The organism is Tsuneonella litorea (assembly GCF_025154015.1).
GTDB classification, from domain to species: domain Bacteria; phylum Pseudomonadota; class Alphaproteobacteria; order Sphingomonadales; family Sphingomonadaceae; genus Tsuneonella; species Tsuneonella litorea.
On the sequence record NZ_JAOAMV010000005.1, the window covers coordinates 79,471 to 91,948 of the forward strand.

The 12,478-nt window shown below is 67.9% G+C and carries 15 protein-coding genes, 1 tRNA gene and 1 pseudogene; 11 read left to right on the forward strand and 6 right to left on the reverse strand.

Annotation, left to right across the window (positions count from 1 at the left end; translation table 11 throughout):
- The first annotated feature begins 58 nt into the window (after positions 1-58).
- Positions 59-499, forward strand: a complete 441-nt coding sequence (locus N0B51_RS10630) for a DUF2721 domain-containing protein (protein ID WP_259962329.1) — start codon at positions 59-61, stop codon at positions 497-499.
- Between the two features lie 12 nt (positions 500-511).
- Here the strand turns inward: N0B51_RS10630 and N0B51_RS10635 are convergent, their stop codons facing one another.
- From N0B51_RS10635 to N0B51_RS10645, 3 genes are read right to left on the reverse strand one after another with little or no spacing between them, the layout of a single operon-like run.
- Positions 512-817, reverse strand: coding sequence for a polyhydroxyalkanoic acid system family protein (locus N0B51_RS10635; RefSeq protein WP_259962330.1), 306 nt, complete (start codon positions 815-817; stop codon positions 512-514).
- Positions 817-1,617, reverse strand: coding sequence for a hypothetical protein (locus N0B51_RS10640; protein ID WP_259962331.1), 801 nt, complete (start codon positions 1,615-1,617; stop codon positions 817-819). The genes N0B51_RS10635 and N0B51_RS10640 overlap by 1 nt, the downstream gene beginning before the upstream one ends.
- 4 nt (positions 1,618-1,621) lie before the next feature.
- A complete protein-coding gene (locus N0B51_RS10645) occupies positions 1,622-2,839 on the reverse strand; it encodes a toxic anion resistance protein (RefSeq protein ID WP_259962332.1) in 1,218 nt (405 codons plus the stop codon).
- A gap of 183 nt (positions 2,840-3,022) precedes the next feature.
- Between N0B51_RS10645 and N0B51_RS10650 the strand changes: the two genes are divergently transcribed.
- Complete coding sequence (locus N0B51_RS10650) at positions 3,023-4,576, forward strand: DUF389 domain-containing protein (RefSeq protein WP_259962333.1); 1,554 nt, start codon at positions 3,023-3,025, stop codon at positions 4,574-4,576.
- 5 nt (positions 4,577-4,581) lie between these two features.
- On the forward strand, positions 4,582-5,550 hold the full coding sequence (locus N0B51_RS10655; protein ID WP_259962334.1) for a DUF2268 domain-containing putative Zn-dependent protease: 969 nt from the start codon (positions 4,582-4,584) through the stop codon (positions 5,548-5,550).
- Between the two features lies 1 nt (position 5,551).
- Here the strand turns inward: N0B51_RS10655 and N0B51_RS10660 are convergent, their stop codons facing one another.
- Positions 5,552-7,306 (reverse strand): fatty acyl-AMP ligase, encoded by a 1,755-nt coding sequence (locus tag N0B51_RS10660; RefSeq protein ID WP_259962335.1) that lies wholly within the window; start codon positions 7,304-7,306, stop codon positions 5,552-5,554.
- A gap of 142 nt (positions 7,307-7,448) precedes the next feature.
- On the opposite strand from N0B51_RS10660, the gene N0B51_RS10665 reads away from it, so the two are divergent.
- Both N0B51_RS10665 and N0B51_RS10670 read left to right on the forward strand, forming a co-directional pair.
- Entirely contained in the window at positions 7,449-8,006 is a 558-nt protein-coding gene (locus N0B51_RS10665) for a regulatory protein RecX (RefSeq protein ID WP_259962336.1), read from the forward strand.
- On the forward strand, positions 8,003-8,494 hold the full coding sequence (locus N0B51_RS10670; RefSeq protein ID WP_259962337.1) for a DUF192 domain-containing protein: 492 nt from the start codon (positions 8,003-8,005) through the stop codon (positions 8,492-8,494). Before N0B51_RS10665 ends, N0B51_RS10670 begins: the two co-directional genes overlap by 4 nt.
- Before the next feature lie 3 nt (positions 8,495-8,497).
- On the opposite strand, the gene N0B51_RS10675 is transcribed toward N0B51_RS10670, so the two are convergent.
- The gene (locus N0B51_RS10675) at positions 8,498-9,142 is read right to left on the reverse strand and encodes a hypothetical protein (protein WP_259962338.1); all 645 of its coding nucleotides are present in this window, start codon (positions 9,140-9,142) and stop codon (positions 8,498-8,500) included.
- A gap of 209 nt (positions 9,143-9,351) precedes the next feature.
- On the opposite strand from N0B51_RS10675, the gene N0B51_RS10680 reads away from it, so the two are divergent.
- Together N0B51_RS10680 and N0B51_RS10685 are read left to right on the forward strand one after the other, a co-directional pair.
- Entirely contained in the window at positions 9,352-9,765 is a 414-nt protein-coding gene (locus N0B51_RS10680; protein WP_259962339.1) for an NADH:ubiquinone oxidoreductase subunit NDUFA12, read from the forward strand.
- Between the two features lie 233 nt (positions 9,766-9,998).
- Positions 9,999-10,175, forward strand: a pseudogene (locus N0B51_RS10685) (DUF2155 domain-containing protein); the annotation flags it as partial.
- Positions 10,176-10,210: 35 nt separating this feature from the next.
- Here the strand turns inward: N0B51_RS10685 and aat are convergent.
- Complete coding sequence (gene aat, locus N0B51_RS10690; protein ID WP_259962341.1) at positions 10,211-10,921, reverse strand: leucyl/phenylalanyl-tRNA--protein transferase; 711 nt, start codon at positions 10,919-10,921, stop codon at positions 10,211-10,213.
- Between the two features lie 80 nt (positions 10,922-11,001).
- Here aat and N0B51_RS10695 point away from each other — a divergent pair.
- The 4 genes from N0B51_RS10695 to nusG all read left to right on the forward strand — a co-directional run bounded on the left by N0B51_RS10695 (position 11,002) and on the right by nusG (position 12,383).
- A tRNA-Trp gene (locus N0B51_RS10695) sits at positions 11,002-11,077 on the forward strand.
- A gap of 188 nt (positions 11,078-11,265) precedes the next feature.
- Positions 11,266-11,415 (forward strand): hypothetical protein, encoded by a 150-nt coding sequence (locus tag N0B51_RS10700; protein WP_259962343.1) that lies wholly within the window; start codon positions 11,266-11,268, stop codon positions 11,413-11,415.
- 208 nt (positions 11,416-11,623) lie between these two features.
- Positions 11,624-11,818: a preprotein translocase subunit SecE gene (gene secE / locus N0B51_RS10705; protein WP_259962344.1), complete on the forward strand. Its 195-nt coding sequence runs from the start codon at positions 11,624-11,626 to the stop codon at positions 11,816-11,818.
- A 28-nt stretch (positions 11,819-11,846) separates the two neighbouring features.
- Positions 11,847-12,383 carry a transcription termination/antitermination protein NusG gene (nusG, locus tag N0B51_RS10710; RefSeq protein WP_259962345.1) on the forward strand — a complete coding sequence of 179 codons (537 nt, stop codon included), beginning with the start codon at positions 11,847-11,849 and terminating at the stop codon, positions 12,381-12,383.
- The last annotated feature ends 95 nt before the right edge of the window (positions 12,384-12,478 follow it).

A 12,478-nucleotide genomic window follows, 5' to 3' on the forward strand; every position in this document is an offset into this window, starting at 1 on the left:
CGACTCAGCAGCCGCGGTTTGGTTTCCATTCCGTCCGCGACACCCTATTTCGCGCGCCATGATTGCGCAGACCATCCAGCTCGCGCTCGCTCCGGTCTTTGTGCTGGTGGCGATCGGGAACATCATGAACCTGCTCTCGACCCGCCTCGGCCGCGTGGTCGACCGCAGCCGCGCCCTGCAGGGCCGCTATCGCGAGACGACCGGGGACGAACACGACATGGTCGTGCGCGAGATGCGGGTGGTCGACCGCCGCATCCGCCTCGTCGGTGCCGCCCTGCGCCTGCTCGTCACCAGCGGCCTCGCGATCGGGCTGACGGTGGCGCTGCTGTTCCTGGAAGACGTGCTGCGGTACGATCTGCAACGCTTCGCGGCCGCGACTTTCATTGCCGCAGTCGGATTGCTGATGTGGGCGCTGGTGCTCATCCTGCGCGAAACGCAGGCCGCCTCGGCCGCGCTGCGCATCCCCGAGGCGTATCTCGAACGCGAGCGGCGGCTTTAGCGCCGCGCCCGCCTAATCCTTCGGCGGGGCGAGCAGCCTGTCGCCCTGGCTGCGGATGGCGCCCGCGATCATCGGTTCGACGAATGCCAGCGCGGGCGGCAGGTCTACGCTGAGTACGACCTGGTTCGCCTCGACGTCGACGTTTGCGCGCAGGCTCTGGCCCATCGCGCTGATGTCCATCGTCATGCGGTCCTCGCTCGGCCAGGCGGTGCTGACACCGGCGCCACCGGGGATGTGATCGCCGACCGATTCGGTGTTCGCCTTGAGCCGGCGGCGCACTTCGTCCTTCTCGAGCTGGTGCGGAATGGCGACGCGCATCAGGCGTGGTCTCCCATCGTGTCTCGGGTCCTCATGTCTTCGAGGGCAACATCGCGATCCTCGAGTTCGCCGCCGTACTTGTAGTCGAGATAGCGGGTCTTCACCGCGAGATCGTCGAGCGATCCCTCGGCAAGTTGCCGCGTCACGCGGTCAATCTCTTCGCTGATCTTGCCGAGGCCGCCGGTCAGCTGCTCGTCCGGCGTGGCGCCGCCGGCGCGCTCCTCGGCGCGCAGGTGCTGCGGAATCCGGCGATAGCTGTCGACCATCTCGGGCAGCGTCTCGCCGACGAGGCTGCGGACCTCGCGCGCGGCGGGGTGATTGGGGTCGATCCCCTCCAGCTGCAGCCCGAGCGCGTCGAGTTGCACCCCGATGCGGCCGACCATGTCGGCGGCGGGCGCGGGCAGGGCGGGGCGCTGCGCCTCGAGCCAGAGTTCGGTGCGGCCGACGAGCTGGCGCGCATCGGTGGCGCGGGTCAGGTCGGAGCGCCGGGGCACTGCCATCTTCGGATATTTGCCGAGCACGACGATCGCCGCGGCGATCGCCAGCGCGGTGATCATCACGCCGGTGAAGCCGATCCCGTCGATGATCAGGCCGGCGACCATCGCGGCGACCACGATGCCCGCGATCGCCAGAACGATCCGCTGGAGCTTGTTGCTGAGGTGTTTCGACTTCATCCGCCGCGATTCGCGGCCGATCGAGCGGCCGAGTTCGCGCCGGTGCCGGCCGCCCGCGCGGTTGTCGTCGCGCACCCGCCGCGCTTCGGACAGGACCCTGTCGGATTCTCGAGTGAGGTCGCTCACCCGGTCACTCCGCCGTCAGCAGGTTCGATTCGGTGATCGACGCGGCGGCCTTGGCCTGCCCCTCGGCGCGGGCGATGTAGCCTTTCGACTTCTCGACCTCGGACGACAGCGCGTCGACCGTCTGCTTCATCGAATCGAGCGCGCGGAGCTTGAACTGGTCGACCTCGTCCATCGTGTCGTAGATATTCTGGAACGCGCGCTGGAGCGTTTCCATCGGGATGGTCGAACTTGCCGCCTGCTCGTGGATCTTGCCAGTCTGCTCGCGCAGCAGGGTCGACGTGCTGTCGATGATGTTCGCGGTCGTGGTGTTGAGCGCGGTGATCTGGTTCAGCACCAGCCGCTGGTTGGTCATCGCCTCTGCCACGGTCACCGCAGTGCGCAGCGCGCCGACGGTCGTGGTGCTTGCGCGGTCGACGCCCTTCACCAGTTCGACGTTGTTCTTCTTCACGAGGTCGAGGCTCAGATAACCCTGCACGCTGACCGCCATCTGGGTCAGCAGGTCCTGGGTCCGCTGGCGGACGTAGAACAGCGCGGTTTCGCGCAGCGCCTTGGCCTTGGCGGGATCGGTCGCGTCGAGTTCGGCCGCCTTGTCCTCGAGCTTTTCGTCGAGCACCTTGGAGATGTGGATCATCTGCTCGAGGTTGCCCATCGCTTCCCACAGCTTCTGCCGCTCGACGTCGATCGCAGCGTTGTCCATCAGCAGCTCGTCTTTGCCACTGGCGAGGTTGCCGAGGATCGACTGGATGTGCGTCTGCGCGCTCTGGTAGCTGCGGAAATAGTTCGTCAGCTTGTTGCCGAACGGGATTATGCCGAGGAACTTGCGGGTGCCGCTCTTGGCGCCGCGCTTGCCGGGATCGAGATCCTCGACCACGCGGCGCAGCTCGGCGAGGTTGGCACCGACGCCCTCGTCCTTGTCCATCGCGCGCACCGGCCGGTCGAGAAAGCGGTTCGACATCCCCGCGGCGGCCATGATCTCCTTGCGGCCCATGTTGGTGATCGCGTCGACCTTCTTGCCGAACTCCGGCGAGTTGGCGTCCTGCGCGACGAGGTCAGCGACGAAGGCGTCGGCCTTTTCCTCCAGCTTCGACTTCTTCTCGTCCGACACAGGCACGAGCCCTGCCGCCTTTTCGGCCGAAACGACCGGCACCGGGTCGGGCGGGGTCAGCTCCAGCTCGGTCGCGGTCGCCGTCTTGGTTTGCGTCTGGGTCTGCGTCTCGGCCATGGGTTCCTCTGGCATGGTGTGTTATCTAATTAGGACAGTCGCGCGGGAGCACAAGGGTTTTTCGCCGCACATCACGATAGCAGGTTCTTGCAGGCGTGCACGCGGGACGCGCCGCCGATCGCCAAACGCACTTCCGCCGCCCAGCGCGATTGGCTAGATCAGGCGCGGAAAGGTCGGGGGGGCATGAACGCAGCGGAACAATCGGGCGGACGGCCCGCGGATGCCGGCAGGCCATCGGCTGCCGATCCGCACCTGGCGGGCTTTACCAGCGTTCTGCGCGCGCTGCGCCGGTGGTGGCGGCAGGTCATCGTCGAAATCGATCAGGCCGGGGTCATCGCCGCGCGGCGCGAGGAAGCCTACCTCTCGGGCCGGTACATGTTCATGACCGCGATGAGCGGGGGGATCGCGATCCTCGGCCTGCTGCTGTCGAGCCCGGCGGTGGTGATCGGGGCAATGTTGCTCTCGCCGCTGATGGGACCGATCATCGGGTTGGGCTTCGCGCTCGCGATCGGCGACTACGCCTGGCTGCGCAAGTCCGCCAAGGCGCTGCTCGGCGGCAGCCTGATGGCGATCCTGCTGTGCGCGCTGATCGTGTTCCTTTCGCCGATCCAGACGGTCACGAGCGAGATCGCCGCGCGCACCCGGCCCAACCTGTTCGATCTCCTGGTCGCGCTGTTCTCGGCGCTCGCGGGGGCTTACGCGATGATCCGGGGCCGGGAAGGCACGATCGTCGGGGTGGCGATCGCCACCGCCCTGATGCCCCCGCTTGCGGTCGTCGGCTACGGGATGGCGACGGTCAACGGGACGGTCTTCGGGGGCGCGCTGCTGCTGTTCGTCACCAACGCGATCACCATCGCGCTGACCGCGATGCTGATGGCACGGCTTTATGGTTTCCGCGCGGCGCTGACCGAGCGGCAGACGATGCTGCAGAACCTGGCGGTGACCGCCGTGTTCATCGGCCTTGCCGTCCCGCTCGGCTATTCGCTGGTCCAGATCGCCCGCGAGGCGAATGGCGCGCGCGTGGTGAACAGCGGAATCCAGAGCCTGTTCAATCCGCAGTCCCGGCTGAGCCAGGTCGACATCGACTGGCGCGCGGAACCAGTTCGGATCGAGGCGACCGTTCTCACACCGCGGATCGAGGCCGAGGCCGAAGCGCGCGGGCAGCGGTCGCTTGCCGCCATGCTCGGCAAGCCGGTGGAACTCCGAATCAATCAGTACATGGTCGGGACGGGCGCCAAGGCGGCGGAAGCGGCCCAGCTCGCCCGGGCGCAGGAACAGCGCGAGGCGGCCGAAAGTGCCCAGGCGGCGGAGATCTCGCGCGAGCTGGCGCTGGTTGCCGGGGTCAGCGAGGGCGAGGTGACGCTCGATCGCGGCAAGCGCCGCGCGGTCGTCCGCGCGCGGCCGCTGCCCGGCGCGCAGCTCGCCGCCTACCGGGCGCTCGAGCGCCGCATCGCCGCCGACGCGACAGACTGGACGGTTGCGCTCCAGCCGCCCCCCGGCCCCTTGCCGACGATCCCCTTCGCCGATGGGGAGCCGAACGCCGCGGGTCTTGCCGCACTGGAACTGATCGCCTGGGCGGCCGAACGGACTGGCCAGCGCGTCGAGATCGCCGGACCCGCCCAGGACGCGCAGGCCGCGCGGCAGTGGCTGCTGGAACAGGGCGTCGATGCGGTGACGGCCGAAGGTCCGGCGCCCGTCCGCGCGCGCTGGCGAATCGCGACGAACGAAGAGGACTGAAATCGATGCACAAAGGACTGGCCATCGCCGCGCTGGGAATCGCCTTGCCGGGCGCTGCGCAGGCGCAGATTGCCGATCCGCTCGCGGCCCGGGTCGAGCTCGACGATGCGCGGCGTTTCGCCGAGCTCTATCGCGAGACCTGGGGCACGCCGACTGCGGCGCAATTGCAGGAACGATACATCGAACCCGGTAGCGACGCAGTCGCCATCTTCACGCCGGGCCGGATCGTCGACGGCGCGAATCTCGCGGCGACGGTCGCGGCCAATCCCGCCGCCTACACCAAGGCCATCGACCGTTGCCTGCCATGGGCAGAGCAATCGAGCGGCGAACTGAAGGCCACCTATCTTGCGCTTCACGGCCTCCTGCCCGAGCGGTTGCTGCCGCGAATCGCCGTGCTGTTCGGTGCGGGCAACTCGGGCGGTACCGCGGGCGCCGGGATGCAGGTTCTCGGGCTCGAGGTGCTCTGTGCGGGCGCCCCCGACGAGGCCGCGTTCCGCACGGCTCTGCGCGGCTTCTTCGCGCACGAGACGATCCATACGCTGCAGCGCATCGACCCCGGCGCGCGCGATATCGACCTGATGCTCGCGACCGCCATCGCCGAAGGAAGCGCCGATTACGTGGCGACGCTGGTGACCGGGCAGGTCGGCAACGTGCCGCGTGCCGAATGGGCGGCTTGGCGGCGGTCGTGGGTGTTTGCCGAATTCGCGAAGGATCGCGCCGCGATGGCGGCCAAGGGCGTGACCGGCGAAGAACGCCAGGCCAGGTTCCGTCGCTGGTTCGCGAATGCCGGCAGCGCGCCCGAAGGCTGGCCGAGCGAGCTGGGCTATTGGGTGGGAAGCGAGATCGCCGCCGGCTACGTCGCCGGTGCGAACGACCCGCACGCGGCGATCCGCGACTTGCTGTCCTTCCGCGATCCGCGCGCGATAGTCCGCCAGAGCGGGCTCGCGGCGGTGGTCGCGCCCGAGCTGGACTAGGTCAGGCCGCCTCGAGCAGCTTGATCGGCTCGATCTCGCCGGCGAGGTAGAGCCGCTTGGCCTTGGCGCGCGAGAGCTTGCCCGAGCTGGTGCGCGGAAGCGTGCGCGGCGGGACCAGTTCGACCACGCAGTTCATGCCCGTGATCGAGCGAACCTTGTCGCGGATCTGTTCGTGCAGCCGCAGCCGTTCCTCGGGATCGGAAACCCGGCAATGGACCAGCACGGCGGGGGCTTCCTCGCCGTTGTCCATCTCGAAACTGAACGCGGCGACGTCGCCGTGGTTGAAACCGGGCAACTGTTCGACCGCCCACTCGATGTCCTGCGGCCAGTGGTTCTTGCCGTTGATGATGATCATGTCCTTCGCCCGGCCGACGATGAACAGGTAGCCGTCGCCCAGGTACCCCATGTCGCCGGTGTCGAGCCAGACCTCGCCTTTCTCGTTGGCGACGAGACAGTCGTTGGTCGCCTCCTCGTTGCGGAAATAGGAATGCATCACCGATTCGCCGCGGCACCACACCTTGCCGATCTGGTGATCGCCCTTGATCTCGCCGTGCTCACCGCGAATCTCGACCTCCATGCCCGGCAGCGGCTTGCCGCAATTGACGATCGCACGGTAGCGGGCCGGGCGTGACAGGTCGCGAGTCGCGCCCGACAAACGCTCCTCCTCGACCAGCTCGACCCGGATGCCTTCACCCGGCGGCATCACGGTTACCGCCAGCGTTGCCTCGGCCAGGCCATAGCTGGGCGTGAACGCGCTGGCCCTGAATCCGGCTTCGGCGAAGGCGTTGACGAAGTTCTGCATCACGTCGGGCCGGATCATGTCCGCGCCGTTCCCCGCGGTGCGCCAGCGGGACAGGTCGAACCGCTCCGAAACGTGGCTTTGCGACGAGATGCGCCGGGCGCAGATGTCGTAGCCGAAGGTCGGCGAATAGCTGAGGGTGTTGCCCTGGTTGCGGCTGATGAGGTCGAGCCATGCCAGCGGGCGGCGGGCGAAGTGTTCTGTCTTGAGGTAGTCGCAGCTCGCCTGGTTGGCGATCGGCGAGAGGAAGCAGCCGACGAGGCCCATGTCGTGATACCACGGCAGCCAGCTGACCACGCGGTCGTTCTCTCCCAGGTCGACACCGGTCGCGTGGCCGTAAAGGTTGTGCAGCAGCGCGCGGTGCGTGACGGCCACGCCGGTCGGAAACCGGGTCGAGCCGCTCGAATACTGCAGGTAGCAGATGTCGTCGGGCGAGAGGTCGGGCAGCTCGGCCTCGGGCGAATCGCCTTGCGCGAAATCCTCCCAGCTCACGCCCTCGCAGCCCTGCCGCTCGGCTGCGGCCTGCGCCATCTCGGCGATCTCGCGGGGGTAGATGAGGACCTTGGGATTCGCGCTCGAAAGCTGAACGGCGAGCTGGTCGATGTAGCTGTCCTTGCCGCCGAAGGTCGTCGGAAGGGGCAGCGGCACGGGCCAGGCACCGGCGTAGATGCAGCCGCAGAACAGCGCGGCGAATTCCGGGCTGGTCTCGGCGATCAGCGCCACGCGGTCCTCGCGGCCGATGCCCGCGGCGATAAGCCGGTAGGCCATCTTGAGCCCGTCCTCGCGCATCTCGGAGAACGGGTAGGCGCGCTCGAGATCGCCGCGCATGTCGTGAAAGTTGAGCCCCTTCTTGCTCATCGCGGCGTAGTCGATCGCTTCGGCGAACGTGGCGAAGTCCGAACGGCGCCGCGGAAGCGCGCAGTCATTCGGCGTCGGCGTCTGATTCGAATCGGTCATGTAAGAAGCGAAACCCGTTGTCTGCGCGCCCATTCGGCGCTTCCCGTGTGCAGTTTGCAGCGCCCTATACTCCCAGAACACCGGGCGCGCGAGGTTCAAGGTTTCCCATTCGTTACACAGTGTGGCACGAATATGGCGAACGATGTCCCGCCGTCCTGCCCGAGAGCGCCGTCCGCCGCCCCCGCTGACACCGGAGAAGCTTGAGGAAGCCGCACTCGCCTACGTTGCGCGCTTTGCAACCAGCGCCGCGAAAGTCGAGCAATATCTTGCCCGCAAGCTGCGCGAGCGCGGATGGGATGGAGCGCGTCCGGCCGAACCGAAGGCGATCGTCGAGCGATTCGTCGAACTGGGCTACATAGACGACGAGGCGTGGGCGCGGGCACGGGGCAGCAGCCTGTTACGGCGCGGGTACGGGGCGCGCCGGGTCGATCAGGCGCTCGGTGCGGCGGGGATCGACGAGGCGCTGCGCGACGCGGTCCGCGCGGACGAGTCCGACCTGCGCCGCGCGGCTATCGCTCTCGCGCAGCGCCGCCGGCTGGGCCCGTGGGGCGCAGAACTGCCGGACCGCGCCGCGCGGGAAAGGCAAATCGCCGCGATGCTGCGTGCCGGGCATGGATTCGACGCGGCGCGCGCGGTAATCGATGCGGCGACGGTCGCCGAAGCGGAAGCCTGGGCGAGCGAGGCCGAGGAGAATCCATGAACCGTATCTTTCGTCGTACGCTTGCCCTGGCATTGTTCGCCTCGCTGGCCGCCTGCTCGCCCCAGCACGCGGCCGAGGCCGCCCCTGCCGCGCCGGCGCCCGAAACCCACCCGGTCTCCGGATTGCCGGTTGTCCCGCTCACGGTGAAGACCGGGACGGGGACCCACGCCCTGCGGGTCGAGGTCGCCGCGACCGCCGCCCAGCAGGCCCAGGGGCTGATGTTCCGCACCGCGATGGGGCCGGACGAGGGCATGATCTTTCCGCGCAACCCGCCCGACGTGGCGAGCTTCTGGATGAAGAACACCCCGCTGCCGCTCGACATCATCTTCATCGGTACCGATCGCAAGGTCATCAACGTCGCGGCGAACACGGTGCCCTATTCGCTTGCCCCGGTCGGCTCGGCGGGCGTCGCCGCGGCCGTTCTCGAACTCAACGCGGGCCGGGCCGCCGAGCTCGGCATCGCGCCGGGTACGCAAGTCGCATGGTAGGCGTCACGCAGCCGCATCGCGATCGGGGCGAACCCACCGGGGCGGCGCTTCCTCATGGCGGAGCCATCCCGGCAGGGCGAAATAGGCGATGAACGGGATCAGAATCAGCGGGCCGAAGAAATAAGCCGGAAAGGTCGCCTCCCCGAAAACGGGCGGCGCGAACGTGATCAGCGGCGCGCGAACGATCTCGGTGGCGGCCAAGGCGAAGCGTACCGCGTGCCGGCGGAGGCGGCGGGTCCGTGCCACCGCTCCCTGTCGCAGGAACTGCCAGTCTCCTAGCGCCAGCGCGCCGTAGAGCATCCCGAGCACTGCCAATCCGAGGGCGAAGGGCACGAAGGCGCCCGGGCTCCCGGCACCTGCGCCCTGAACCAGCCCCATCACCAGCGAACCGACCGCGAACAAAGACAACAGGGCCGCCAGTGCGGCCAGAATCCACGACAGCGCGCGCAGCAAACCGGTCCTGCGGCGCACGGTAAGAATACCCATGCCGATGCCGTAGAGCGCGGTCAGCCCGGATACGGCAGTGGCGATCTCGCCCAGTTGAAGCGCGAAGATGCAGGCGGTAGCGGCGGCAAATCCCATGCTTGCCGCGAACAACTGGCCGCTCCGGCGATGCAATGGGCCTCCCTTGCGCGCCGCGATCGCCACGATCGCAAGGAGAACCGACGCCAAACCCAGGACGACGTGCATCCAGTAGATTGCCGGGTCGAGATCACCGGGCTCGAACATGCCTCCCCCCATTCGCTCGCCGTTCTGGCGGAAAACTATGCCGGCCTCGGGTCGACCACAATCCCGAAGCGGCGAGTGGCGTCGAGGCCGCTTGTATTGCACTGGCCATTGGCGCTAACGCGCGGCCCATGGGAATCCTCTCGAAGATCTTCACCTGGTGGGACGGCGCGACCATCGGCACGTCGCTCTGGACCTCGCTTAACGGCGAGCACGTCGGGACCGATTTCGCCGGCAACAAGTACTACCGCTCGAAGAAGCGGGTGCCCGCAGGGCAGCCGTTCGCGGGCAGCGAACGCCGGTGGGTCATCTATGCCGGCTCGAACGACGCGAGCAACGTGCCGGCCGAGTGGCACGGCTGGCTGCACGGCTCGCTCGACGGCGTGCCCGAAAGCCACCTGCCGCCGGCGCGGATCTGGGAAGCCGATTACAGCCCCAACGCGACCGGGACGCCCGGCGCCTATCGCCCTGCGGGCGCGCTCGAGCGCGGCGGCAGGCGGGCGGCGGCGACCGGCGATTACGAGGCGTGGAGCCCGGACGCCTGATCGTGCGCCCGACCCTCGCCCGGTCTTCCCTCGCCTTGCTCGCGATCGGCGCGCTTGCGGCGTGCTCGCAGGAGCCGCCGGACCCGCGCCCCGTCGAGACCGAAGTGCCCGAGGAACTGCGCGCGCCGCGCATGGTTCAGCCGGTCGAGAAGTCGACCGGAACCCCGATGAAGGACCGGGTCGCGGTGATCGGCGTCCTCAACAAGCGCAACAACCTGTCTCAGACGTTCGAGATGAAGCCGGGCGAGGCGAGGCGGTGGGGCAACGTGATCGTCCGGCTTGCCGCGTGCGAGCAGACCGCGCCGTGGGAGTTCCCCCGCCAGACCGGCGCGTTCGCCCAGGTGTTCGTGCAGAAGGCGGGCAGCGACACGGCCGACTGGGACAAGGTGTTCTCGGGCTGGCTGTTCCGCGAATCGCCGAGCCTCAACGTGGTCGAGCACCCGATCTACGACGTCTGGGTCAAGGACTGCAGGATGAGTTTCGACGGTTCGAGGCCGGCCCCGGCCGCCTCGCCCACGAGCGCGCCGAACGCCTCGGGCAGCGGCGCGGCCCCGGACGCCGCCGCCTCGCCCAGCAACGCGACATAACGGGCCTGGGCGATCTCCACCGCGCCCAGCGAGGCGAGGTGATCGGTCATGAACTGGCAATCGAGCAGCGCGGCCCCGGCCCGGCGCATCAGCGCGACGAGCCAGGCAAGCGCGACCTTGCTCGCGTCGGTGGCCCGGCTGAACATCGATTCGCCGCAGAACACGCCGCCGAAGTTCACACCGTAGAGGCCCCCGACCAGCGCTTCTCCGTCCGGCCCCGCGCGCCAGCATTCGATGGAATGCGCATGGCCCTCTGCGTGGAGCGCGCGGTAGCTCGCCACGATCCGGGCGCTGATCCAGCTTTCCGGATGGCCCGGGCGGGGCTCGGCGCAGGCGGCGATCACCGTGTCGAAGGCGGCGTTGCAGGTCACCCGGAACCGGTCCTTGCGAATCGTCCTGGCGAGCGACTTCGACATCCGGAAGCCGTCCAGCGGAAGGATCGCCCGGCGTCGCGGCTCGACCCAGAAGACGTCCGGGTCGTCGCGGGCGTCGGCCATCGGGAAAATGCCGTTGCGATAGGCCAGCAGGAGCAGGTCGCTCGGGATCAGGGGCGGGGCGGGCGCGTGCATTGGCGGGGTGAAACGATACCTAGCAGGGTTTGATCGCTTGCGATGCAATTCGTTTGCACCTAAAGCGCGCGTCCCTGCGCAGGGGTGTAGCTCAGCTGGTAGAGCATCGGTCTCCAAAACCGAGGGCCACGGGTTCGAATCCTGTCACCCCTGCCAATTTTCCCTCGTCAACCGGGTTAGCCCGGCCTCAGCCGTCCGCGATCCGCGGCGGCTTTTTTTGCCTCGGGCTCCGCGGGACGCGCATTGTTATCGGGCGGTTAGAGGACGGTTAGCCGGGAACCGGCAGGACGAGCCGAGGGTTCTCAGAGACAGGCGGAGGGGCATTTCGGTTCACGGAGATCGCCATGTCAGGATTGTCGTTTCGCAGCAGCCGGCCCGATTCGTGGGTCCAGCCACGCCCGTTCAGCGATGCCTCGCAGCGGTACATGATGTACGGCCCGATCCGGCCGATGAAGGAACCCGGCTTCCTCGCCCGGCTGCTGGGTCTGCGCTAGTCGACCCGCCGCATCGGCAAGGAATCGGGGCCGGTTGCCTGAGGGGGCAGCCGGCCCCGCTTGATTTCGCGCCCGGCCGGGTCTAGGGCGGCACCGCTTTTTCCGACAGATGAGCGATGGTAAGGCCCTCCCGGTACTTGAACCGGGGCGGCGCTGACCCCATCCCGGAAGGAGCGTTCAATCTACGGGGGGCGAAAGCTTCATCATCATGGCCAAGACCAGTCCTGCGGAATTCATCAACCAGGTTCGCGCCGAAGGGCGCAAGGTCGTCTGGCCGAGCCGCGAGGAAACGGTCCGCACCGCGATCTTCGTGGGCATCATGATGCTGATCCTGTCGCTCTTTTTCCTCGGGATCGACACGTTGTTCGGCGCCGTGATGCGCTGGCTGCTGTCGCTCGCCTGATTCCTCACGGACGAGACACGCATACCCCATGGCACGCTGGTACATCATCCACGCCTATTCCGGCTTCGAGAACAAGGTCCGCGATTCGATCATCGCCGAGGCCGAGCGACTTGGCCTGTCCGAGGCCGTCGAGGCGGTCGAGGTTCCGACCGAGACCGTCACCGAGGTCAAGCGCGGCAAGAAGGTGCAGGTCGAACGCAAGTTCATGCCCGGCTACGTGCTCGCCAAGCTGACGATGACAGACGACGTCTACCACCTCGTCAAGAACACCCCGAAGGTGACCGGCTTCCTCGGCTCGGGCAACAAGCCCCAGCCGATCTCCGAGCGCGAGGCCGCCCGCTATTTCGGCGGCGTGGAAGAGGCCAAGGCCGCGCCCAAGAAGCACGTCAACGTCGATTACGAGATCGGCGACCAGGTCAAGGTGCTCGACGGGCCCTTCGCCAGCTTCAACGGACTGGTCGAGGAACTCGATTTCGACAAGCAGAAGGTCAAGGTCTCGGTCTCGATCTTCGGACGCGCCACGCCGGTCGAGCTCGATTTCGAACAGGTCGAGCTGGTCAAGTAAGCCGGCTTGAATACCGGCGCCTCTTGGACTAGAGGCGCCGCTTCCCGCGCTCCGGCGCGGGATTTCGCGCGGGAGGGCCTCTCCGGACGGCCCGC

Excerpts from the sequence above, each read along its gene's own strand:
- N0B51_RS10630 (WP_259962329.1), top strand. The coding sequence starts at position 59 with ATGATTGCGCAGACCATCCAGCTCGCGCTCGCTCCGGTCTTTGTGCTG.
- N0B51_RS10635 (WP_259962330.1), bottom strand. The coding sequence starts at position 817 with ATGCGCGTCGCCATTCCGCACCAGCTCGAGAAGGACGAAGTGCGCCGC.
- N0B51_RS10645 (WP_259962332.1), bottom strand. The coding sequence starts at position 2,839 with ATGGCCGAGACGCAGACCCAGACGCAAACCAAGACGGCGACCGCGACC.
- N0B51_RS10650 (WP_259962333.1), top strand. The coding sequence starts at position 3,023 with ATGAACGCAGCGGAACAATCGGGCGGACGGCCCGCGGATGCCGGCAGG.
- N0B51_RS10655 (WP_259962334.1), top strand. The coding sequence starts at position 4,582 with ATGCACAAAGGACTGGCCATCGCCGCGCTGGGAATCGCCTTGCCGGGC.
- N0B51_RS10660 (WP_259962335.1), bottom strand. The coding sequence starts at position 7,306 with ATGACCGATTCGAATCAGACGCCGACGCCGAATGACTGCGCGCTTCCG.
- N0B51_RS10665 (WP_259962336.1), top strand. The coding sequence starts at position 7,449 with ATGTCCCGCCGTCCTGCCCGAGAGCGCCGTCCGCCGCCCCCGCTGACA.
- N0B51_RS10670 (WP_259962337.1), top strand. The coding sequence starts at position 8,003 with ATGAACCGTATCTTTCGTCGTACGCTTGCCCTGGCATTGTTCGCCTCG.
- N0B51_RS10680 (WP_259962339.1), top strand. The coding sequence starts at position 9,352 with ATGGGAATCCTCTCGAAGATCTTCACCTGGTGGGACGGCGCGACCATC.
- aat (WP_259962341.1), bottom strand. The coding sequence starts at position 10,921 with ATGCACGCGCCCGCCCCGCCCCTGATCCCGAGCGACCTGCTCCTGCTG.
- N0B51_RS10700 (WP_259962343.1), top strand. The coding sequence starts at position 11,266 with ATGTCAGGATTGTCGTTTCGCAGCAGCCGGCCCGATTCGTGGGTCCAG.
- secE (WP_259962344.1), top strand. The coding sequence starts at position 11,624 with ATGGCCAAGACCAGTCCTGCGGAATTCATCAACCAGGTTCGCGCCGAA.
- nusG (WP_259962345.1), top strand. The coding sequence starts at position 11,847 with ATGGCACGCTGGTACATCATCCACGCCTATTCCGGCTTCGAGAACAAG.